This is a genomic window from Xanthomonas sp. 3058, assembly GCF_014199765.1.
GTDB classification, from domain to species: Bacteria; Pseudomonadota; Gammaproteobacteria; order Xanthomonadales; family Xanthomonadaceae; genus Xanthomonas; species Xanthomonas campestris_B.
Genome location: NZ_JACHOF010000007.1, coordinates 108,116 through 130,512, shown reverse-complemented (window position 1 = coordinate 130,512; position 22,397 = coordinate 108,116). Strand labels below are relative to the sequence as shown.

Below are 22,397 nucleotides of genomic sequence, written 5' to 3'. Positions count from 1 at the left end.
GCTCGTCGGTTGACTCGGAGCTCAGTCCTGCGCCGCGTTATTGGTCGCCTGGCCTGGCGTGCACAGCGGTTTCAGGCGCTTGTCGACCAGCTTGCCCATCAGGCGATCACTCAGCGGCAGCATGTCGCCGTTGAGGCGCCAGTCGTAGATCACACTGAACGCCATCACGCGCGCGACGTACTCGCGGGTTTCCTTGTAGCTGATGGTCTCGATCCAGAAGTCCGGCTCGAAATTCGGTCGCTGCGATTGCCAGCGGCCGGTCGGGCCAGGGCCGGCGTTGTAGGCGGCGATGGTGAGATAGGGCAGGCCATAGGTGTTGAGCAGCTGGCGCAGGTACGCGGTGCCGATGGCGATGTTGGTGTCCGGCTCGTACAGACTGGCGGCGCCGGCATAGCCGGGGAGCGCGATACCCTTGGCCACCGCTGCGCCGGTGCCCGGCAAGACCTGCATCAGGCCCATGGCGTTGGCAGGCGAGCGTGCGCGTGGATTGAAGATGCTTTCCGCGCGGATCTCCGCGGCAACCCAGGCCGGGTCGATGGCGTTCTTGGCGGCTTCGCGGCGAATGCTTTCATCGTGATGCAACGGGAAACGCAGCGCATACAGCCGTTGCTCGTCGGGCTGCTTGCCGAGCGCAAACACCGCGCGGTCGAACCAGCCGTTATCGCCAGCCACTTCCACCGCGAGGCGGCGCTGGGTGTCGTCGAAGCGGCTGGCGGCATCGTTCCATTCGGCCACGGCCCAACCTGGGCGATCGATCTGGAACAACGCAATCGCACGGGTCAGTGCCGGGTCGCGCGCCACTGCGGCCTTGGCCTGCGGGCTGTCCTTGGGCTCCCACGGGCACAGCCGATACGGTTGCTGCAGGCGGTCGGCGGCCAGGAAGCCGTGGAAGGTGGGCGACTGCGCGGCGGCGCGGTACAGCGGTTGCGCGGCCGCTGCCGAGCCGGTCTTCTCGGTGAGGCGCGCTTCGAAATACTGCCAGCGCGAATCGCTGCGCTGGCTTGCCGGCATCTTGCGGATCGCGGCCAGCGCGGCCGGCCAATCGCCACGCGACATCGCCTCACGCGCTCGCCATTCGTGCAGGCGCTCGTCGTACGCTGCATCGGGCACTGCATTGAGCCTGCGCGCCGAATCCGGCAGGTACGACGCCACCGTCCACAACGCGATCTGATACAGCACCTGGCCGCGCTGCGCCTCGCTGAAACCCAGCGCGCTGGCAAACTGCGGCAGCTGTTGCTCGGCGGCATCCGGGTCGCTCTTGGCCAGTTTGGCCAGGCCATCGACCGCGATGCCACGGCTGCGCTCGGTCTTGGGCCAACCCAGTGCACGCGGGTGGACCTTGTCGAGAAAGGCGGCGTAATCGGTGGCCAGTGCCAGATCGGCCGCCGGCAAGCCGCGCGCCGCCGCACGCATCACTGCCGGCAGCTGCGCATCGGCAGCGGCTTCCACCCGCTCCCAGCGCAGTGCCGGGGTGAGGTCGCCGCGTGACTCCAGCCCCGCCACCACCGGGTCGCAGGCATCGGGCAGAGCCTTGCCGTTACGCCACAACGTCAACGCATCGCGGCTCCACTGTGCGTCCAGCTTGCCGGTGGCCTGGCGCGCGGTCAGCTGCGCGCAGCGCAAACCCACGTTGTCGGTGGTCTTCCAGTTGGCCAGCAACGTGGTCCAGTCCTGGCGGCGCGCGACCGCCGGCAACCAGGTACTGCGGAAGCTCTCGGCTACCGGTTGGCCGGCGTAGCGCTGCAAGAATCCCTGCGCCTGCGCGTTGGAGACGCTGTCGATGTTGCGCTTGAGCGTGGCGTACTCCAACCAGCCGTATAGCGGATGGCGGCTCAATGCAGCGAGCTGGGCGGGATCGGACTGGCCGCGCTCTGCGGCCGCGATCGCATCGCGCATGGCAGTCAATTGCGGATCCAGGCTTTGCGCATGCAGCGCAGTGCTGCCAAGGCACAACAGGCCGACGAAAACAGTGGCAAGACGCGGGAAATAAGTCATCGCGCGACTATACCGAAGCACGCCTGAGCACTTGAGTGAACACGCACCGCGCCTGCCAGCACGCGCCTCTCGCTGTCGCTCTGCGAGCTTGGTCTGGGCGATGCGCTCGCGCATCGAGATGGGCATCGGCGCTTACGCCCCGCACTGCGACGCGCATCGCAGTGCTGCACAGCCAGATTGCGGTGCGTTAAGGTTTCGTTTACAACTTGGGCCGGACCGCAGGGCACGGGGGCGTGCGGACACTTAAAGATCCTTCTGGAGAGAGAAAGGATGAAGCGTCTGATTGGCCCTTCTCGGTCATGCCTGGCCGTGCAGTTGTCGTTGTGTCTGATCCCCACGCTGGCCTGGGCGCAACAGCCCGAAGCCGCCCCCGGTACGCGCACGCTCGATAGCGTGCAAGTCACCGGTACCCGCATCAGGACTGCCGAGCTGCAAGGCCAGGTGCCGATCCAGACGCTCAATCGCGCCGACATCGAGCGTACCGGCCTGACCTCGATCGGCGAGGTGCTGCAGGAGCTCACCGCCTCCGGCTCGGCGCTCAACGCCAAGTTCAATTCGTCCGGCAATTTCGGCTTTCCGCCCGATGGCGGCGGCGTGGGCGCCGGCTCGGCGCAGGTCGATCTGCGCCACCTCGGCTCCAAGCGCGTGCTGGTGCTGGTCGATGGCATCCGCTGGGTCAACGAGTCGTCCGCCTCGGGTGTGGGCTCTTCGACCGACCTCAACACCATTCCGCTGGCGATCGTCGAGCGCATCGAAGTGCTCGAAGACGGCGCCTCGTCGCTGTACGGCTCGGACGCGATTGCCGGCGTGGTCAACATCATCACCCGGCGCAGCTTCGACGGCGCGCAGGTCACGCTCAACTATGGCCAGTACGGCAAGGGCGACGGTGCCAACCAGGGGGTGGACCTGGCCTGGGGTACCAGTGGCGAGGATTTCAGCCTGTTTCTGGGCGCCAGCTACGTCAAGCAGGATCCGATCTATGCGCGCGACCGTGCGCAGGCGCGCTTTCCGATCCCGGGCACCGGCCTGACCTTCGGCAGCTCGGCCACGCCGGATGGGCGCTTTCAGTTCGTCGATCCCACGACCGGCGCACGCCAGAACCTCACGCCCAATGCCGGCGTGGGCACGCCGCAATACGACGGCAGCGCCGGATGCACGCGCAGCGACGACTACCACTGCTTCGGCACCGCAGACCGCTACAACTTTGCCGAGCAGAACCTGCTGCTGACACCATCCGAGCGCAAGGGCGTGTTTGCGCAATTCCGCTATTACTTCAACGACGACGTGCAGTGGTACGTCAAGGCATTGGGCAATCGCCGCGAGTCGACCAACCAGGCCGCGCCGGAGCCGATCTTTCTCGGCCCCGATGCCGGCACCGGCAATCCGCTCGCCGACAACATCGTGATTTCCGGCTTGAATCCGTTCAATCCGTTCGGCTTCGATCTGAACTCGGCGACCAACCTGATCCAGATCGGCCGGCGTCCGGTGGAAGGCGGGCCGCGTCGCTACGAGCAGCAGGTGGATACGCAGTATTTCGGTACCGGCTTGGTGGGCACCTTCGAAGCGGCCGCGCGCACCTGGTACTGGGACGTCAACGGCATGTACAGCAAGAACAAGGCCGAGCAGACCAACTACGGCAGCTACAACCTGTTCAACATCAATCTGGCGTTGGGCGACCCGGCCGCGTGCGCGGCGGTGGCCGGCTGCGTGCCGCTGGATATCTTCAGCGGTGCGGGCAGCATCACGCCGGACATGTTGCGCTGGATCCAGCCGGTGGTGCGCGATCGCAGCCAGAACGAATTGAGCCTGTTCACCGCCAACCTCAGCAGCGAATTGTTCCAGCTGCCAGGCGGCGCGGTGTCGTTTGCCAGCGGCTACGAATACCGCAAGTACGAAGGCGCGTATCAACCCGATCCGCTCACCGTGGCCGGCCGCTACAACGGCGTGCCGTCGTTGCCGACCTCCGGCAGCTACGACGTCAACGAGGCGTATCTCGAACTCAATATCCCGATCTTCGCCAACTCGTCGTTGGGCGACAAACTCGATCTGAATATCGCCGGCCGCTACTCGGATTACTCCACCTTCGGCGGCGAGTTCACCCCCAAGTACGGCCTGCGCTGGCAGGTCACCGATGAGTTGGTGTTGCGCACCAGCTACGCCGAAGGCTTCCGTGCGCCGACCATCGGCGAGTTGTTCGGTTCGGCCGCGCGCGCCGATCTGCAGTTGTCCGATCCCTGCTCGATCGGCCTGGGCGGCACCGCGCCGCGCGGCAGTGCGGCCAACTGCGCCGCACTGGGCGTGCCGGGTGGCTACCAGCAGGCCAACCAGCAGATCTCGGTCACCACCGGCGGCAATGAGCAATTGGATCCGGAGCGTTCGCGCAGCTTCAGCGCCGGCTTTGTGTTCAGTCCTGGCTTTGCCAGCAACGCCAGCTGGTCCGACCGGCTGGACATGGAAGTGACGTTCTATCGCCATCATGTCGATGGCGCGATCCAGGCCATCAATGCGCAGACGCAGCTGGATCTGTGCGTGGACACGCTGGATGCGCTGTATTGCGACGGCATCGGGCGTGCATCCACCGGCGGCATCAACGCCTTCAACAACCGCCTGACCAATCTTGGCTCGATCAAGACCGATGGTTGGGACGTGGACCTGTTCTGGACGCTGCCGGAAAGCGCGCTCGGCCGCTTCAAGTTGTCGTGGCAGAACACCTTCGTTGGCCGTTACGAAGCACTGGGCGCGGCCGGGCAGCGGCAGCCGCAGGGGCCGGGCATCGAAGTGGTCGACAGTGCGATTCCCGAGTGGACCAGCAATGCCGTGCTGGATTGGTCGCTGGGCAACTGGACCGCATCGTGGACGGCGCGCCACATCTCCAAGCTCACCGAGCAGTGCGGCGATGCGGTGGAATTTGCGGTGTGCTCCAACCCGAGCGAAGGCACCAACCGGCTGGATGCGATCACCTATCACGATGCGCAGGTGGGGTACCGCTTCGCCTGGCTCAAGGGCCTGCAACTCAACGCCGGCTTGAACAACGTCTTCGACAAGGATCCGCCGATCTGCCTGTCGTGCTCACTCAACGGCTACGACGCCTCCACATACGACATCCCCGGCGGGCGCTTCTGGTATGTGCGTGCGGATCTGAAGTTCTAGGGCGGCCGGGTGCTGCGTGGCTCTTCAGCGAGAACCATGCAGGCTGATTGGGTAACCGCAGCGCTGCGGAGGTGTCGTCGTCGCAGCGCGCCTGGTGATGGCATGTGATGCGCAGGTGCCGATTGCCCGCGCATCACCGGCGCGTTGCCGTGCAGTGGGTGTCGGAGCCGGCGACAACGCCTGCTTCAGCATGGCTCCACCGGCCGATAGTCTGGCAAGGCGATGCTTCTGGAATCGCGCGCAATCAGCGCCATTGCTTCGAGCTTGTCCAGCAGCGCGGCCATCGCAGGCTGCTTCACTGCGGAGTCGCGCACCAGGTCCCGCTGCAGCATGGGGCCTTTCCACGAGAGCAGGAGCAACGGCCCAATCAACGCAAGCGTCAGCCCGTGCTCGCGTAGCCGTGCGTCGACACTGCGATTGAAAACGCGCGCGGCATGGTTGGCCAGATAGCCGGGCGCGATGGCGGCTTCCGGGTGAATGTCCGAGTTCATGCGCGAAGCATATCCCACGCGTGTGGGCGATGGCGCCGCGCGACGGGCGCTGTCGCGCGGCGGGGGAGTGTGGCTGGCAGGTCATGGCGAGGCGCATCTCTCGACGCTGACGCAGCGACTTGCAATGGGCTGTGGCGGATGCGCGACGCATCAGTGCGTCGCGCATCCGTTGGCCTCACTCGTGGCCGATCGTTATCGGCGCACCGGCGCATCGCCGGCGATGTAGTAATCGGCCGTGCTGCGCGGCAACGGAGTCCGTCCCCGCATCCGGTCGGCGATCTTCTCGGCAATCATGATGGTGGTGGCATTGAGGTTGCCGGTGATGATGCGCGGCATGATCGAGGCGTCGATGACACGCAGGCCTTCCATGCCATGCACGCGGCCTTGTCCATCCACCACGGCCATGTCATCGGTGCCCATCGCACACGAGCACGACGGGTGATACGCGGTTTCCGCACGCGAACGCACGAATGCGTCCAGCTCGGCGTCGGTCTTGCAATCGGCGCTGGGGCTGATCTCGCGCCCGCGGTAAGCATCGAGCGCGGGCTGCGCGATGATCTCGCGCGTGATGCGGATCGCATCGCGAAACTCCTGCCAGTCCTGATCGGTGGACTGGTAGTTGAAGAGGATGGACGGATGCTGGCGCGGGTCGCGTGATTTGGCATGTACGCGCCCGCGGCTGGGCGTGCGCATCGAGCCCACATGCGCCTGAAACCCATGTTCCTTCACCGCATTGCTGCCGTTGTAATTGATCGCCACCGGCAGGAAGTGGTACTGGATGTTGGGCCAGTCGAACTCGTCGCGCGTGCGGATAAAACCGCCGGCTTCGAACTGATTGCTGGCGCCGGTGCCGGTGCCGGCAAACAGCCACTCGGCACCAATCGCGGGTTGGTTCCACCATTGCAGTGCCGGGTACAACGACACCGGCTTGGTGCAGGCGTACTGGATGTAGACCTCAAGATGATCCTGCAGGTTCTGGCCGACGCCGGGCAGGTCGTGGACCAGTTGCACGTCGAGTGCGCGCAGCAGATCCGGCGCACCGACACCGGAGCGCTGCAACAGCTGCGGTGAGGCAATCGCGCCAGCGCACACCAGCACTTCGCGGCGTGCCATCGCATCGATCCCATCGCTGCTGTTGCCGACCAGGTAATGCACGCCAATCGCGCGCTTGCCGGCAAACAGGATGCGGTCGCTGGTGGCGTGGGTGACGATATGCAGGCCATCGCGCGGCTTGGCCATGTCCAGATAGCCGCGCGCGGTGCTTGCGCGCCGGCCCTGCGGCGTCACCGTGCGGTCCATCGGCCCGAAGCCTTCCTGCTGATAGCCATTGAGATCGTCGGTGCGCGGATAGCCGGCCTGCACGCCGGCCTCGACCATGGCGTGGAACAGCACGTTGTTGTCGTTCTTCGGCGTGGCCACGCTCACCGGGCCTTCGCCGCCGTGATAGTCATTGGCGCCGATGTCGCGCGTCTCGGCCTTGCGGAAGTACGGCAGCACATCGCGGTAGCTCCAGTCCTCCAGGCCCGGGCGCTTGGCCCAGTGATCGAAATCCAGCGCATTGCCGCGGATGTAGCACATGCCGTTGATCAGCGACGAACCACCCAGGCCCTTGCCGCGCCCGCATTCCATGCGCCGGTTGTCCATATGCGGCTCCGGCTCGGTCTCGTAGGCCCAGTTGTAGCGGAGGCCCTGCAACGGAAACGCCAGCGCGGCCGGCATCTGGGTGCGGAAATCCAGCCGGTAATCCGGCCCGCCGGCTTCCAGCAGCAACACGGTGACGCCCGGATCTTCGGTCAGGCGCGCGGCCAGTACGTTGCCTGCGGAACCTGCGCCGATGATGATGTAGTCGTATTCGCGTTGCATGCTGTGCTCCTGTTGCGGTGTCGGTGTGAAGCGACGTCTAAAACGATTGCGCAGTGGGCTGGCGATGCGTGTGATCGAAACGACCGCACCGACCGCACTGCGACTTCTGCATGCCGCCGATGTTGCTGGCGGCTACTTGCTAACTTTCGTCAGTCACTCAAAACACCGACGCATAGCGTTCCAGTTCGACCTGGACAGACTTGGTACGCGTATAGGCCTGCAATGTCGCCAGCCCGTTCTCGCGACCCACGCCGGATTGCTTGTAGCCACCCACCGGCATCGGTGCCGGCGATTCGCCCCAGGTGTTGATCCAGCAGATACCTGCTTCCAGGTGATGGATCAGCCGATGCGCGCGCGCCAGATCCGGCGTCACCACCCCTGCGGCCAGGCCGTAAGTGGTGGCATTGGCGCGTGCGATCGCTTCGTCTTCGTCGTCGTAGGTGAGCAGGCTCAGCACCGGTCCGAAGATCTCTTCGCGCACGATGGTCATCACGTCGGTGCAGTCGCTGAAGATGGTCGGTGCCACATAGCAGCCCTGTGCCAGCGCGCCATCGCGTAGCCGCTCGCCGCCGCAGAGCAGGCGTGCACCTTCGGCCTTGCCCTGTTCGATGTAGTCCAGCACGCGCTGCATGTGCGCGGCGCTGACCATCGGGCCGAAGGTGGTGCGTTCGTCGAGCGGGTCGCCGATATGGATGCGTTGCACGCGTGCCAGCAGCCGCGCTTCGAAGGCAGTGCGCAATGCGCGCGGCACGAACACGCGGGTGCCATTGGTGCAGACCTGCCCGGAGCTGTAGAAATTGGCCATCATCGCGATGTCGGCCGCCAGATCCAGATCGGCATCGGCGCAGACGATCAGCGGCGACTTGCCGCCCAGTTCCATGGTCACGTCTTTCAACGACGAACTGGACGCGCTGGCCATCACCTTGCGCCCGGTCGCGGTGCCGCCGGTGAAACTGATCTTTTCGATCTGCGGGTGTTCGGTCAGCGCAGTGCCCACGCTGGCGCCATCGCCGGGCAGCACGTTGAACACGCCATCAGGCAGGCCGGCTTCGGTGAAGATCTCCGCCAGCTTGAGTGCAGTGAGCGGGGTGACTTCGCTGGGCTTGAAGATCATCGCGTTGCCGGCGGCCAATGCCGGTGCGGCCTTCCACAACGCAATCTGGATGGGGTAATTCCATGCGCCGATCGCGCCGACCACGCCCAGCGGTTCGTGCCGTGTATAGAAGAAGCTGCCCTCGCGCAATGGCACCTGCACGCCCTGCAGCGCCTGCGCCACCCCGGCGTAGTACTCCAGCACATCCGCACCGGTGACGATATCCACGCTGCGGGTTTCGCTCAGCGGCTTGCCGGTGTTGAGCGTTTCCAGTTCGGCCAGCGCGTCGTTGCGCTCGCGCAGCAACGCCACCGCGCGCAGCAGGATGCGCGAGCGTTCCACCGTGGTCAGTGCCGCCCACTGCTGTTGGCCGGCCTTGGCGCTATCGACGGCGGCATCCAGATCGTCGGCGCCGGCGTTGTGCACATTGGCCAGCACTTCGCCGGTAGCAGGGTTGACCACTTCGAAGGTGTGGCCGCCGCGGGCGGGAACATAACGGCCGCCGATATACAGCAACTGGTCGGGGAAACGTGGCATGACAAACCTCCTGTGGAGCGCACGCCGCAGCGACGGCACCTCAGCGAGTGAGATGCAAAAACTGCAGGTGGCGCTCGTATTGATCGATGATGTCGTTGATGATCTGTTCGCGGCTGTATCCCACCAGGTCGTAGTCCTGGCTGCCTTCGTACAGATACACTTCGGCGCGGTAATAACGTTCGTTGCGCAGGCGCTGCGCGGCGAATGACGGCGTGAGGTAGCCGCGCATCACCACCTGGTAGCGGAAGCCCTGCTGCTCGCCGTGATCGACGCTGATTTCCATGTCGTCGTCGTCCAGCCGGCTGCCGGCCTGCCAGCCTTCTTCCTGCAGCTGCGCGGTGACCGCTTCGATCGCCGGCCGCACCTGGTCGTGCATGAAACGGTAGACCTCGTCGCGTGCCGGGAAATGCATCGCCTGGCCCAGACGCTGACGCCAACCACGGTGATGCCGCGATTGCCCGATCAACGGACTGGGGCTGTAGAGCTGCGCACGCTTGCGCTGCGACTCTTCGCTGAGGGCGCGCGACAACCCCCATGCCATCAGCAGCAATACCGCAGAAAACGGCAGCGATGCCAGCACCACCGCCGATTTCAGTGCATCCATGTTGCCGGCCAGCAACAAACCGGCGGTCACCACCGCAGTGAGTACGCCCCAGAACACCCGCAACCAGCGCGGGCCATCGTCATGCGGCTCGCCGCCGTGCGAGGACAGCGTGGACAGCACCACCGTGCCCGAGTCGGCCGAGGTCACGAAGAACACAAAGCTGATCGCCACCGTCACCGTGATCACCGTGCGGCTCCACGGGTAGCTCTGCAATAGCGAATACAGCACCGTCTGCGGCGCATCGATGGCCTGTTGCGCCAGCGCGCCTTGGCCGTGATGCAGCAACTGGTCCAGCGCGCTGTTGCCGAAGATCGACAGCCACGCCAGGGTGAAGCCGAGCGGGATCAGCAACACGCCGAGCACGAACTCGCGGATGGTGCGGCCACGCGAAATGCGTGCGATGAACAGGCCCACGAACGGCGCCCAACCGATCCACCACGCCCAGTAGAACACCGTCCAGTTGCCGAGCCAGTCGCTGCGGCCACCGTAGGCGTACACATCGAAACTCTTGTTGACCACGCTGCCCAGGTAGTCGCCCAGGTTCTGCATCAATGCGTTGAGCAGATACTGCGTGGGGCCGGCGAACAGCATGAACAGCAGCAGCGCGATCGCCAGCAGCATGTTGATGTCCGACATCCAGCGCACGCCTTTTTCCACGCCGGAGACCGCCACCACGATCGCTGCGCCCATCATCGCCACGATCAACGCGACCTGCACCCAGTGCGTATGCGGCACATCGAACAAGGTGCTCAACCCGGCGTTGAGATGCAGCACGCCAAAGCCCATGTCCGCACCGATGCCGAACACCGTCGCCACGATGCCCAGCGCATCCACGGTGTAGCCGATCGGGCCGTTGATGCGCTTGCCGATCAGCGGATACAACGCCGAGCGCAAGGCCAGCGGCAGGTTGTGACGAAAGGCGAAGTACGCCAGCGCCATTGCGGCCAATGCGAATACGCCCCAGCCATGCAGTCCCCAATGCAGGAACAACAGTTGCATCGCCTGCCGTGCGGAGGCCTCGCCGCTGCCGGTGCCGCCTTGCGGCGGTTGCAGATAATGGGTGAGCGGTTCGGAGACGCAGAAGAAGAACAGCGTGATGCTGATGCCCGCAGCGAACAACATGCCGGCCCAGGACAGATAGCTGAATTCCGGTTCGTCGTGATCGGCGCCGAGCTTGATGTTGCCGTAGCTGGACAAGGCCACGCCCAGCACGAACACCAGATACACCGTCATCGCCAGCAGGTAGTACCAGCCGACGTTGTGCGAGGCCCAGGTCTGCGCATCCAGCAGCACACGCCCTGCATCCAGCGGAAACAGCGCAACCAGCAAGGCGAATGTGCACACCACCGTCGCCGCCAGCAAAAACACCGGCCGCAAGGTGCGCACCGGCAACGGCTGCGGTTCGACTGCACTCATACCGACGCACTCATATGATGCGTATCACGTGACGTGCTCCCAACGAAAAACCGCCTGTGTTATCGCACAGGCGGCGTCTAGGGGGTGTCGTCGGTCGAGTTCGCCAGTGCGAACCCGTCGGCACTTTACGTGCGCTAGCGCAGCAACTGCAGCGGAACGCGGATATCCATGCCGACTGCCAGATGATCGGAAAATGCCGCAGGAATCGCTTCGGTATGTTCGATCACCAGACTGTCGCTGACCAGGATATGGTCGATCGCCCGCTCGGGACGCCAACTCGGAAAGGTGTGTACGACGCAACTTGGCGGTTGCAGGCGCGTGTGGCGGTACAAGGCCTGCATTTCCGGCCGGTCAGCTACGCAGTTGAAGTCGCCCATCAACATCGCGTTGGGATGATCGGACAACAACTCGGCGATGAAGGCCAACTGCGCCATGCGCGAATTGGCACCCAGCGACAGATGCGCCACCGCCACCGCCAAGCCATCGCGCCCGTCGCCGAACTTGGCCAACAGGATGCCGCGCCCGCCGATACGACCGGGCAGGGCGTGATCCTGCACTTCCAGCGGTTCGAGTTTGCTGAGCAGGCCATTGGCGCTGGAGGCCACTCCGCCCATGCGGCGGTTGGGTTGGTGGCTCCAGTAATGGAAGCCGGCGCGCTCGGCCAGATAGTGGGTCTGGTTGGTGAAGCCTGAGCGCAGGCTGCCGGGGTCGGCCTCCTGCAACCCCACGATGTCGCGTTCGCCCACCAGCTTGGCGATGCTGTCCAGGCTGGTGCGCTTTGCGCCCAGCGGCAACGCGTGCGACCAGCTGCGCGTGACGTAATCGCTGTAACGGCGAGTGCTGGAGCCGGCCTGGATATTGGCGGTCAGCACCCGCAGGGTGCGCGAATCCGACGCGTTCACGGGGCTGCGATCGCTGCGATCACTTGGCCAGCGTGGCGCGTTCGCGCGCGATCAGGTGATCGGCAATGCGCAGCATGTCCGGGAAGTTCTGGCCCTTGACCAGGTACTTGCCGTTGACGATCAGCGACGGAGTGCCGGTGAGCTTGCTGCGCTGGGCGAACTGCTTGGCGCGGTTGGTCTTGGCCGACACGCCGAAGCTGCTCATGGTGTCGATGAAGGTCTTCTGGTCTACGCCGTACTTGGCGTAGAACGCAGCGATGTCCTGCACCGAATCCTTGCCGCGCTCGCCCTTGAGGGTCTGGTCGACGTGGATGGCCTTGTACAGCGCTTCGTGGGTCTTTTCCTGCACGCCCAGCGTTTCGGCAGCATAGAACGCGCGGCCGTAGTCGTCCCACGGGCCACCGAACATCGCCGGCACGTAGACGAAATGCACGTCCGACGGCAAGCCGGCCTTCCACGGGCCGATCAGCGGCTGGAACGCGTTGCAGGCGGGGCACACGTAGCCGAACACCTCGGCCACTTCGATCTTGCCGGCGGCCTGCTGGTACGGCTGGCCACCTTCGATATCCAGATAATCGGTGCCGGCGACCGGCTCCGGGCCATTCGGTGCGCGCGGGGCGGCGCTGGGCGCGGCGGCCGGCGGCGGCGTGGTGGCGCTTTCGCCAACTGCAGGCGGTGCAGCCGGATCGGCGGCCGGCGTGGACGCGGCAGGCGCGGATGCGGCACCGGCAGCCGGCGTAGCGGCGGCCGGCGCGGTGTCGGACGAGCCGTCCTGGGCCTTGCAGGCGACCAGGATCGGCAGCAGCGCCATCAGCGTCAGGGCGAAGCGGGTCTTCATCGGGTTGGATCTCCAGCGTGGGGCGAGGAAAGGGCCGGGCGGCCGCGGGGCGCATGATGCCACGGGCCGCCGTCGGTGGCGGTTACGCAGTTCAGGGCTTGGCAGGTGCGGCGTGCTCGCGCGCGATCAGATAGTCGGCCACGCGCAGCATGTCCGGGTAATTGCGCGCGCCGATCAGATAGCGCCCGTTGATGATGATGGCCGGGGTGCCGGGGATCTTGCTGCGTTTGGCGAAGGCGCGCGAGGCATCGAGCTTGGCCTCCACCGCCGGACTCTTGAGCGTATCGATGAAGCGCTGCGGCGCAATGCCGTAGTTGGCGTAGAACGCTGCCAGCTCTTCCGGGGCCACGTTCTGGGTCGGTACGGTCTGCTTTTCGTGGATCGCCTCGAACATCGCGCGATGGCTGCGCTTGGCCACGCCCAGCATGTCGGCGGCGAAGTAGGCGCGTGCGAACGCATCCCAGAATCCGCCGAATGCCGCCGGCACCGGGGTGAAGCGCACATAGGCCGGCTGCTTGGCCGCCCAGGCTTCCAGCACCGGCTCGAAATGCGCGCAGTGCGGGCAGGTGTAGCCGAACATCTCGGTCACTTCCACCTTGCCGGCCAGCGGCGCGTAGGGCTGGCCGCCCTCGATGAGGGTGTAGTCCTCGCCCTCGACCGGCACCGCCTTCTTGTCGGCGGCACAGGCCGCCAGCGGTACCACGATCAACAACAGCAAGGACAAGCGGGAAAACAGATTCATGCAGGCTCCGTAGGGGATGCGAGAGGGAGAGCGGGAAACGACGACGCCGGTCGCGGGACCGGCGTCGTGACGCGGTGGGGCCGTGGCGGCGGTCAACTCATGAGCGCGCCGGCGTTGTGGCCGGTGCCTGTGCGGCGGCGGCATCGTCGGCGCGGTTGTGCAGACCCTGCAGATAACTGGCCAGCGCCTGGATCTCCTGCTCGGTCAGCGGGTGCGCCACCTGCGCCATGATATTGAACAGCGCCGGATTGCGCTCCTGGGTGGTACCGGCCTGGTATTCCTTCAGGCGTCGCGCCACGTACTCGGCATGCTGGCCGCCCAGGCGCGGATACGCCGGACCGGGATTGCCGCTGCCGGATGGCCCATGGCAGGCCATGCAGGCCGGCACGCCGCGCGCGACATCGCCGCTGCGGTAGAGCTTCTCGCCGACCTCGTAGAACTTCATGCCCTGGTACGGCCCCTCGTTGACCACGGCATCGTCGGCCACCCCGGCGGCAGACTTCTGCGTGGCGAAGTAGGCACCCAGGTCGCGCATGTCCTGCGCAGTGAGGTCCTTGACGAACGGCACCATCACCGCCGACATGCCGCTATTGCGCTCGCCGCTGGCGATCAGGGCGACCTGATGCGCCACGTAGCGCTCGGTCTGGCCGGCGATGCGCGGGTACATGGCCAGCGCCGGATTGCCGTCCGGGCCATGGCAGGCCGCGCAGGCGGCCGCCTTGGTCTGGCCGGCCTTGGCATCGCCCCAGGTGGTCTTGGACAGGTCCACCTCCAGCGGCGCAACGCGCACGGCAGGCGGATCGGGGATCGGCGTGACTGCCGATTGCGCAAACGCCACGGCGGCAATGACCGGCACGGCGAGGGCGGTGAGAACTAGCACACGAGCATGGCGCATCAGCTAAAGCTCCGTATGGACCCGGCCCGCGCGCGTTGGGTGCTGGCAGTGGCAGGCGTACTTCGATTATCGACACGCCTTTGCGCCAGGGTCAACGAACAGTGCAGCAAAACTGCCAACGCCCGAACGTGCGATCCTAGGGGGATGTCGCTCCTTATCGAACAAGCCCGCTACCATCTGTCCGCCCACAACGCCCGGCAACTGCCGGACGACGGCGGCTACGAGGTCGCCTTCGCCGGCCGCTCAAACGCCGGAAAATCCAGCGCGCTCAATGCGCTGACCCGCCAGAACGCGCTGGCCCGGGTGTCCAAGACCCCTGGCCGCACCCAGCAGCTGGTGTTCTTCCAGATCCAGCCCGAGCGCTATCTGGTGGACCTGCCCGGCTACGGCTACGCCAAGGTGCCGCAGGACCTGCAGGCGCACTGGCAGGCCTTCATCGACCGCTATTTCCGCACCCGCGAGGCGCTGCGCGGCCTGGTGGTGGTGATGGACATCCGCCATCCGCTCAAGGATTACGACCTGCAGATGCTCGGTTATGCCGCCGAACGCGGCCTGCCCGCGCACGGATTGCTGACCAAGGCCGACAAGCTCGGCCGTGGCCAGCAGATGCAGACCCTGCAGAAGGTCAAGAAGGAAGTGACCTCGCGCTTCGGCGACAGCGTGACGGTGCAGACCTACTCCGGCGAATCGCGCCAGGGCGTGGACGAACTGCGCGGCATCGTCGGCGGCTGGCTGGGCCTTGAGACGGCGCCGCCCGCGCAGGCGTGATCGACGCTGGTCTGCATCGGGCGCGCGCGGTCAGCGATGCTCGGCGGAGGCTGGCGGAGTTCGGTGCAGTTCCTGGTGCGATGCGACGAACGGTCCACTTGCCGGGCGCCGTCAAGGGATCGGCCGCTGCGGACTCGCCTCACGGCCCATCACGCTCTAGGCCTGCCGCGCTTTAGACCTGCACGCCGAACAAGCTGCCGACCAGGCCGGTGGCAAGCATCGCCGCCGCACCCCAGAACACCACCCGCAGCGCGCCGCGCCACATGCGTGCGCCACCGGCGCGCGCCGCCAGTGCGCCGGTGAAGGTCAGTCCGGCCAGCGTCGCCGCGCCCGTTGCCCAGATTTGCCCGCCGGCCGGTGCAAGCAGAGCGGCAAACACCGGCAGGACCGCGCCGGCAATGAATGCTGCCGCCGACGTTGCTGCGGCCTGCAGCGGACGGGCGCGCGCCGTTTCGGTGATGCCCAGCTCGTCGCGTGCATGGGCTTGCAGGGCGTCGTGAGCGGTGAGCTGTTCTGCGACACGGCGTGCCAGCGTGGGGTCGAGGCCGCGCTGGCAATAGATGGCAGCCAGCTCGTCCAGTTCGCTTTCGGGAAAGTCCTTCAGTTCGCGGCGCTCGGTCGCCAGGTCGGCGTGTTCGGTGTCGACCTGCGACTGCACCGAGACATACTCGCCCGCTGCCATCGACATCGCACCGGCCACGGTTCCAGCAATGCCGGTCGCCAGGACCGCCGAGGCAGAAGCGCCTGCGCTGGCCACCCCGACCACCAGTCCGGCGATCGAGACGATGCCGTCGTTGGCACCGAGCACGGCTGCACGCAGCCAACCGCTGCGGTCGGTGCGATGAGTTTCGGTGGGTTGCGCAGGCATGTCGGGGTCCGTTGGCTACCAGGAGCGTATGCCAAGCCATTGCCATCGGAGTGACTGTCTCGCAATCGCATCGGGCCGCTTAGTGCCCATGGATGGAAATCTCAGACCTGGCCGGTGACCGCGATTCTTCCATGACCTACGGTTATAGTGCGGGCCTTGCGGTGGCTGGGGAGGATCCCCACATCGTTCCCCTAAATTTTCCTGCGAGCCTGCCCTTGTCGAGTCCCAGCCACGTTGCCGAAACGCCGATCACCGAACGTGCGGAACTGGTCCAGGTGCTGGCCTCCGGCGAGAAGCCCAGCGCCGACTGGCGGATCGGGACCGAGCACGAAAAGTTCGGCTTCCAGCTCGATGACCTGCGCGCGCCCACCTTCGAAGGCGCGCGCGGCATCCAGGCCTTGCTGAGCGGCCTGACCCGCTTCGGCTGGGAGCCGGTGCAGGAAAACGGCCACACCATCGCGCTGCTGCGCGACGGCGCCTCGGTGACGCTGGAGCCGGCCGGCCAGCTGGAACTGTCCGGCGCGGCGGTGGAAACCCTGCATCACACCTGCGTGGAAACCGGCACCCATCTGGACGAAGTGGCCCAGGTGGCCGGCGAGCTGCAACTGGGGTTTCTCGGCATGGGCTTCCAGCCGAAGTGGCGGCGCGACCAGATGCCGTGGATGCCCAAGGGCCGCTACCAGATCATGAAAAACTACATGCCCAAGGTCGGCTCGCTCGGTCTGGACATGATGACGCGCACCTGCACGGTGCAGGTCAATCTGGATTACGCCACCGAAGCGGACATGGTGCAGAAGTTTCGCGTGTCGCTGGCGCTGCAGCCGATCGCCACTGCGTTGTTCGCCGATTCGCCGTTCACCGAAGGCAAGCCCAACGGCTACCTGAGCTACCGCTCGCACATCTGGACCGACACCGACGCCGACCGCACCGGCATGCTGGATTTCGTGTTCGAAGACGGCTTCGGCTACGAGCGCTATGTCGATTATCTGCTCGATGTGCCGATGTATTTCTCCTACCGCGATGGCGTCTATGTCGATGCCAGCGGGCAGAGCTTCCGCGATTTCATGCAAGGCAAGTTGCCGGCATTGCCGGGCGCGTTGCCGACGCTGCGCGACTGGTCGGACCACATGACTACCGCGTTCCCGGAAGTACGCTTGAAGAAGTATCTGGAAATGCGCGGCGCCGATGCAGGCCCGTGGGATCGCCTGTGTGCATTGTCGGCGTTCTGGGTGGGCTTGTTGTATGACCAGACCGCGCTGGATGCGGCCTGGGACCTGGTCAAGGATTTCAGTCCCACCGAGCGCCACGCCTTGCGCGACGGCGTGCCCAAGCATGCGCTGGGCCTGCCGTTCCGCAACGGCACCGTGCGCGACCTGGCAGTGGAGGCGGTCAACATCGCCCGCGAAGGCCTGCGTCGGCGCGCGCGGTTGAATGCCGACGGTCAGGATGAAACCGGCTTTGTCGATGTGATCGCCGAGATCGCCGAAAGCGGCGTGACTGCCGCCGAGCGCAAGCTGGCGCTGTATCACGGCGCATGGAACGGTGATATCGATCGCGTATTCCGCGAGTTTGCATACTGAGCGCGTGCTGACGGCAAGGCGGCGCGGCCGTGTTGCTGTGGCGCGCCGAGCGCAGGTTCGCGCGCGCTGATCGGGTGCGCCGCGGCGCTACCGGTGGCCTGCCGCCTACCGTGTTCTTGCCCGGACTGCCGCACCGCTAGCGATGGTGCCAGACGCGCTCTGCTTCTGACCATGCCGTCGCAGTGACGCGTGCCGCTCCCGGAATGGCAGGCCCGACGCCGCTGCGGGGCTCAGCGGCGCTCCGGCATGCACGGCAGGCGCACCGTGACCCGCAGCCCGCCACCGGCACGATTGTCCAGGCGCAGATCGCCACCGTGTGCCAGCACGATGCTGTGCGCCACCGACAGGCCCAGCCCGATGCCGCCGGTGTCGCGGTTGCGCGAGGATTCGCCACGCACGAACGGCAGCAGTAATTGCTCGCGCTGGCTGGGGTCGATGCCGGGGCCGTCGTCGTCGATCCACAACACGCCGTCTTCGCCATCACGTTGCAGTTGCAGGCGTGCGCGTCTGCCGTATTTCAACGCGTTTTCCAGCAGGTTCATCACGGCCCGACGCAACGCCAGCGGGTCGCCGTCCAGGGTGATCGCCCGGCCTGGTAGCAACTCCGCATCCGCGCCGATGTCGGCGGCATTGTCGACCACGCTTTCCACCAGCAGGCGCAGGTCCAGCGGTGCGCGTTCGCCGCGGTGCCGGTCGTTCTGGATGAAATTCAATGCTGCGGAAATCATCGCCTTCATTTCGTCGATGTCCGCCAGCGCCTTCTCGCGTAGAGGCGGCTGCAGGCCATCCAGGCGGAACGACAAGCGCGCCAACGGCGTGCGCAGGTCGTGCGCGATGGCCGCCACCATGTGAGTGCGCTCGTTGATCAGCCGGTTCAGGCGTGCCTGCATGGCGTTGAACGAATCGGCTGCGCGCACGATTTCCGGCGGGCCGCTACGTTGCAGTGCGGCCGCATCCGGGTTGCGGCCCAGGCGATCGGCAGCTTCGGCAAAGCGCTTGATCGGCGCCGACAACGCGCGCGAGAACCACCATGCCAACGGCACGTTGGCCAGCAAGCCGGCCAGGAACAACAGCGTGACGTGGGTCTTGAACTCGGCCGACAGGCGCCGCGGTGGAGATTCCACGGTGCGCCAGCTGCCATCGGGTTGCTGCAATGCGGCGGTGAAGCCATCCAGCAACGGCACGCCCGGGGTCAGGCGCTCGCTTTCCCACCCCGCCTGCAGATCGTCCGGGCGTAGCCCATTGCCGAACGGCGGCTCGCCAGGCTGGCGGTTGGTTGGCCAGTCGTCGGGCAATGGCGGTATCTGCGGCTCGCGGTTGCGTCCGTTGCCAGCACTATGGTCGTTGCCAGCACTGGCAACCGACGCGTGCGGTTGGCTGGGCGCGGGTTGCGGCTGGAGCATTTCGAGCCGATTGGCTTCGCGATCGTCGGCGCTGCGGTAGAAGCGTACGCGTTGCTCGGGCACGTCCAGCCAGTGGGCCAGCAGCATTTCGGCAAAATGGTCGCGCACCTGGCCTGCCGGCGGCGTCGGGGCCTGGGCGGACTCGTTGACCTTCAGGGTCTGGGTGCCGGCCGGCATGCGCGTGGACAGCAGCGCCACCACCTCCGGCGGATGCACCGGCAGCTCGTAGACCGGCGTGCGCATCACCAGCAGGGAGATGCCCACCGCCTGCGCGGTGAGCAGGGCCACCGCCAGCAAGACGAAGGTACGGGCAAAGATCGACAGCCCGCGACGTGCCGGTTTGCTCACAGACGCGAGACGCCCGGCAGCAGCATGTATCCCTCGTTGCGGACAGTGCGGATCAACTCGGTATGCACGCGCTCGTTGATCTTGCGGCGCAGGCGGCTGATCTGGCTGTCGATGGCGCGGTCGTAGACGTCGGTATCGCGGCCACGGGCGTAGTCCAGCAGCTGATCGCGGCTCAGCACCCGCTGCGGATGCTCGACGAAGGTGCGCAACAAGGCAAACTCGCCATCGGACAGATTGATGAAGATGCCGGTGGGGTCGCGCAGATCGCGGCGCACCACATCCAGGCGCCAGCCGGCGAACTCATAGACATTGCCCCGGTGATCGGCTTGCTCGCTGGCAGCCTGGCTGCGGCGCAGCAAGGCGCGCACCCGCGCCAGCAATTCGCGCGGATTGCAGGGTTTGGCCAGGTAATCGTCGGCCCCCACTTCCAGCCCGATGATGCGGTCGGTGTCGTTGCCCAGCGCACTGAGCATGATCACCGCCGGTGAGCCGCGCTCGCTGGCCAGGGTGCGGGCGGCGCTCAAGCCGTCTTCGCCAGGCATCATGACGTCGAGGACGATCAGGTCGGGGCGGCGCTGCGCTATCATATTGCGCATCTCTGCCACGTTTTCGGCAACGTCCACCAGATAACCATGGGCGCTGAGGAACTCGCCGATCAGCTTGCGCAGGTCCGGGTCGTCGTCGACCACAAGAACGCAGGGTTGTTGCATGTCCATGGAGGTCATTGTCGGTGGCGCGGAGGTTGGCCCGCGTAGGGTAGTGGCTACCGGATACATGGTGCTCCTCGTTGCAGGGCAGGAGCACGCATCATAATGATCGAATTTGTCAACTATTGGCACACGTGTGACGCAACATGACAGAACGGAACATCGCGCAGGAACCCACGACATCGACACTCCGCCGCTGCAATGGCGCGTGTGCGCATGACGAAGCGTTTCCGATGATGCGGGTGATCAGCCGCGACAATGGCGTGGGCCTGACCCGAGACATGGAGCTGATGGCGCAGACACTGCGTGCCGGCGGTGTGCCGGTGCAGGAAGTTGGTTTCACCAGCCAGCGTCTGCAGGACACCGCGCGCGAAGCCCGTCTGTGGGCCAGCCGCGCGCTGTTCGGGCGGGTGCCGTTGCAGATCTTTTCAGAACGCGTGTATGCGCGTTGCCTGCCGCTGGGCCAGATCAACCTGCTGGTGCCCAATCCGGAGTGGTTGCTGCCCAAGTGGTTGCCGCGTCTGCCGCAATTCGATGCGGTGCTGTGCAAGACCCATCACGCCGAGCGTATCTTTCGCAGTCTGGGCTGCAGCACGCGCTATATCGGCTTCACCAGCCCCGACCGGCACGATGGGCAAGTGACGCGTCAGCGCGCCTTTTTCCATCTGGCCGGGCGCAGTACCGCCAAGGGGACTCGCGTACTGCTGGAGACCTGGCAGCGGCATCCGGAATGGCCGCTGCTGACGGTGGTGCAGAATCCGCGCACTGCCGGCAGGCCGGTGGTGGCGCCCAACATCGACCACCGCGTGCGCTATTGCGATGATGCCGAATTGCGTCGGCTGCAGAACGCGCATCTGTTTCATATCTGCCCGTCCGAGGCCGAGGGCTTCGGTCATTACCTGATGGAAGCGTTGAGCGTGGGCGCGGTGACGCTGGCCACCGATGGCGAGCCCATGAACGAACTGGTCAGGCCAGAACACGGCGTGCTGATTCCGGTGGCCGAGGTGCGCCAGCGGCGGTTGGCCTCGTATTACTACGTGGACGCCATCGGCATCGCGCAGGCGGTGGAAACCGCAATGGCATTGCCGCAGGCACAGCTGGAGCAGCTGTCGGCCAATGCGCGTGCGTTCTATCAGGCCAACGACGCCGCATTTGCGCCGCGCTTTCGCCAAGCGGTGTTGTCCAGCCTGCCTGGCCACGCGGTGGAGCAAGCCGTCAGTGTGGCGCCGGCTGTCCTCAAGAACTGATGCTCTACTGTTGGTTCCGCAGGATCTGCGGCAGCGGTAGAACAGTGGCTGACCCAACATGGCGAGCGGCCGTCAGGTGGGTGCGGACGGCCCGCTCGGAACCGGCGTGTACGGAGCGTACATGCCGCTTGCAGGCACTGGCTGCGCAGTAGCGCCATGAGCCGCGCTGAGTGCATGCCGGCCCGCGCCAGTTAGCGGCGTGGAGCGGCAAATGCCGCGCATATCCGCGTACAACGCTTTCCCCGGTCACACGCAGTACGGCCCGCTTTGCACCTACGCGCATGGCGTGCGCGGTGCGCGATCCACGGGGGGAATGATGTGTGTGCAGTCCGATCTCCACTGCATATGTGCGACACGCGCATCTGCGCGGTGCGCTGCTGCTGCGCCGTCGGCACCTCTGCGTAGCCCAGGTGCGCAGCCCAGGCGAACCAGGTACAAGGCCACGCTGTCTGGCGGAGTCGACAAGGGGCGCGCGATCCCAGGAAAGCATATGGCCCGGCAGGCCGTCTCGGCGTCGCGGACGACCGCTACACCGGTATCGCCTGGCGGAGCAGCGGCCTGTAGTTTTCTTCGCCAGACGTCATATACTACCCCCCAGTATCCGGCCGGGGCCGTCATGCCACATTCGCCGCAAGAGAAGAAACGGGCGCTGGCACGCGTGCGGCGGTTGCGCGGGCAGTGCGATGCGCTTGAGCGCGCGTTGCAGGCGGGCGCAGACTGCGGCCCCGTTCTGCAGCAGATCGCCGCGATCCGGGGGGCCGTCAATGGGCTGATGTCGCAGGTGTTGGAGGCACACATCCGCGAAGATTTCGGGCATGCCGCCGCATCCGATGCACAACGTGCAGCGCGCGTGCAGGAATTGCTCGGCCTGGTCCGGTCTTACCTCAAATGAACTCCCACTGGGCCGGCGCATGCCGCGCCCGTCCTTGAACATCCTCGTCAGGAGCGCT

Annotated in this window: 16 protein-coding genes, 1 other RNA gene and 1 pseudogene; 5 read left to right on the top strand and 13 right to left on the bottom strand. The window is 65.9% G+C overall.

The window, feature by feature from the left end; genetic code table 11:
* Positions 1-21: 21 nt before the first annotated feature.
* A complete protein-coding gene (locus GGR61_RS11485; RefSeq protein ID WP_184621450.1) occupies positions 22-1,995 on the bottom strand; it encodes a transglycosylase SLT domain-containing protein in 1,974 nt (657 codons plus the stop codon).
* Between the two features lie 270 nt (positions 1,996-2,265).
* Here GGR61_RS11485 and GGR61_RS11480 point away from each other — a divergent pair, with 270 nt between their 5' ends.
* Positions 2,266-5,145 carry a TonB-dependent receptor gene (locus GGR61_RS11480; RefSeq protein ID WP_184407698.1) on the top strand — a complete coding sequence of 960 codons (2,880 nt, stop codon included), beginning with the start codon at positions 2,266-2,268 and terminating at the stop codon, positions 5,143-5,145.
* Positions 5,146-5,387: 242 nt separating this feature from the next.
* Here GGR61_RS11480 and GGR61_RS11475 read toward each other — a convergent pair.
* The 8 genes and pseudogenes from GGR61_RS11475 to GGR61_RS11440 all read right to left on the bottom strand — a co-directional run.
* A pseudogene (locus tag GGR61_RS11475) lies at positions 5,388-5,636 on the bottom strand (MarR family transcriptional regulator); the annotation flags it as partial.
* 192 nt (positions 5,637-5,828) lie between these two features.
* Positions 5,829-7,499, bottom strand: coding sequence for a choline dehydrogenase (gene betA / locus GGR61_RS11470; protein WP_184621449.1), 1,671 nt, complete (start codon positions 7,497-7,499; stop codon positions 5,829-5,831).
* Positions 7,500-7,656: 157 nt separating this feature from the next.
* Positions 7,657-9,129 carry a betaine-aldehyde dehydrogenase gene (gene betB / locus GGR61_RS11465; protein WP_184621448.1) on the bottom strand — a complete coding sequence of 491 codons (1,473 nt, stop codon included), beginning with the start codon at positions 9,127-9,129 and terminating at the stop codon, positions 7,657-7,659.
* A 40-nt stretch (positions 9,130-9,169) separates the two neighbouring features.
* Positions 9,170-11,149: a choline BCCT transporter BetT gene (gene betT, locus GGR61_RS11460; protein WP_184407695.1), complete on the bottom strand. Its 1,980-nt coding sequence runs from the start codon at positions 11,147-11,149 to the stop codon at positions 9,170-9,172.
* Positions 11,150-11,283: 134 nt separating this feature from the next.
* Complete coding sequence (locus GGR61_RS11455; RefSeq protein WP_184407764.1) at positions 11,284-12,021, bottom strand: endonuclease/exonuclease/phosphatase family protein; 738 nt, start codon at positions 12,019-12,021, stop codon at positions 11,284-11,286.
* A 49-nt stretch (positions 12,022-12,070) separates the two neighbouring features.
* A complete protein-coding gene (locus GGR61_RS11450) occupies positions 12,071-12,889 on the bottom strand; it encodes a thiol:disulfide interchange protein DsbA/DsbL (protein WP_184621447.1) in 819 nt (272 codons plus the stop codon).
* 91 nt (positions 12,890-12,980) lie between these two features.
* Positions 12,981-13,631 carry a thiol:disulfide interchange protein DsbA/DsbL gene (locus GGR61_RS11445; RefSeq protein WP_184407693.1) on the bottom strand — a complete coding sequence of 217 codons (651 nt, stop codon included), beginning with the start codon at positions 13,629-13,631 and terminating at the stop codon, positions 12,981-12,983.
* Positions 13,632-13,728: 97 nt separating this feature from the next.
* Positions 13,729-14,526: a c-type cytochrome gene (locus tag GGR61_RS11440; protein ID WP_184621446.1), complete on the bottom strand. Its 798-nt coding sequence runs from the start codon at positions 14,524-14,526 to the stop codon at positions 13,729-13,731.
* Positions 14,527-14,670: 144 nt separating this feature from the next.
* On the opposite strand from GGR61_RS11440, the gene yihA reads away from it, so the two are divergent.
* Positions 14,671-15,294, top strand: a complete 624-nt coding sequence (gene yihA / locus GGR61_RS11435; RefSeq protein WP_184407691.1) for a ribosome biogenesis GTP-binding protein YihA/YsxC — start codon at positions 14,671-14,673, stop codon at positions 15,292-15,294.
* A gap of 172 nt (positions 15,295-15,466) precedes the next feature.
* Here the strand turns inward: yihA and GGR61_RS11430 are convergent, their stop codons facing one another.
* A complete protein-coding gene (locus GGR61_RS11430) occupies positions 15,467-16,162 on the bottom strand; it encodes a VIT family protein (protein WP_184621445.1) in 696 nt (231 codons plus the stop codon).
* A gap of 215 nt (positions 16,163-16,377) precedes the next feature.
* Between GGR61_RS11430 and GGR61_RS11425 the strand changes: the two genes are divergently transcribed.
* Positions 16,378-17,742, top strand: coding sequence for a glutamate--cysteine ligase (locus tag GGR61_RS11425; RefSeq protein ID WP_184621444.1), 1,365 nt, complete (start codon positions 16,378-16,380; stop codon positions 17,740-17,742).
* Positions 17,743-17,972: 230 nt separating this feature from the next.
* Here GGR61_RS11425 and GGR61_RS11420 read toward each other — a convergent pair whose 3' ends face one another.
* Together GGR61_RS11420 and GGR61_RS11415 are read right to left on the bottom strand one after the other, a co-directional pair.
* Positions 17,973-19,493, bottom strand: a complete 1,521-nt coding sequence (locus tag GGR61_RS11420) for an ATP-binding protein (protein ID WP_184621443.1) — start codon at positions 19,491-19,493, stop codon at positions 17,973-17,975.
* A complete protein-coding gene (locus tag GGR61_RS11415) occupies positions 19,490-20,209 on the bottom strand; it encodes a response regulator transcription factor (protein WP_326520249.1) in 720 nt (239 codons plus the stop codon). Before GGR61_RS11415 ends, GGR61_RS11420 begins: the two co-directional genes overlap by 4 nt.
* Before the next feature lie 137 nt (positions 20,210-20,346).
* Between GGR61_RS11415 and GGR61_RS11410 the strand changes: the two genes are divergently transcribed.
* Positions 20,347-21,447, top strand: coding sequence for a glycosyltransferase (locus tag GGR61_RS11410; RefSeq protein ID WP_184621442.1), 1,101 nt, complete (start codon positions 20,347-20,349; stop codon positions 21,445-21,447).
* Positions 21,448-21,493: 46 nt separating this feature from the next.
* On the opposite strand, the gene GGR61_RS11405 is transcribed toward GGR61_RS11410, so the two are convergent.
* Positions 21,494-21,570, bottom strand: a non-coding RNA gene (locus tag GGR61_RS11405) — sX9 sRNA.
* Between the two features lie 493 nt (positions 21,571-22,063).
* Between GGR61_RS11405 and GGR61_RS11400 the strand changes: the two genes are divergently transcribed.
* Complete coding sequence (locus tag GGR61_RS11400; protein ID WP_184407685.1) at positions 22,064-22,339, top strand: metal-sensing transcriptional repressor; 276 nt, start codon at positions 22,064-22,066, stop codon at positions 22,337-22,339.
* Positions 22,340-22,397: the final 58 nt, after the last annotated feature.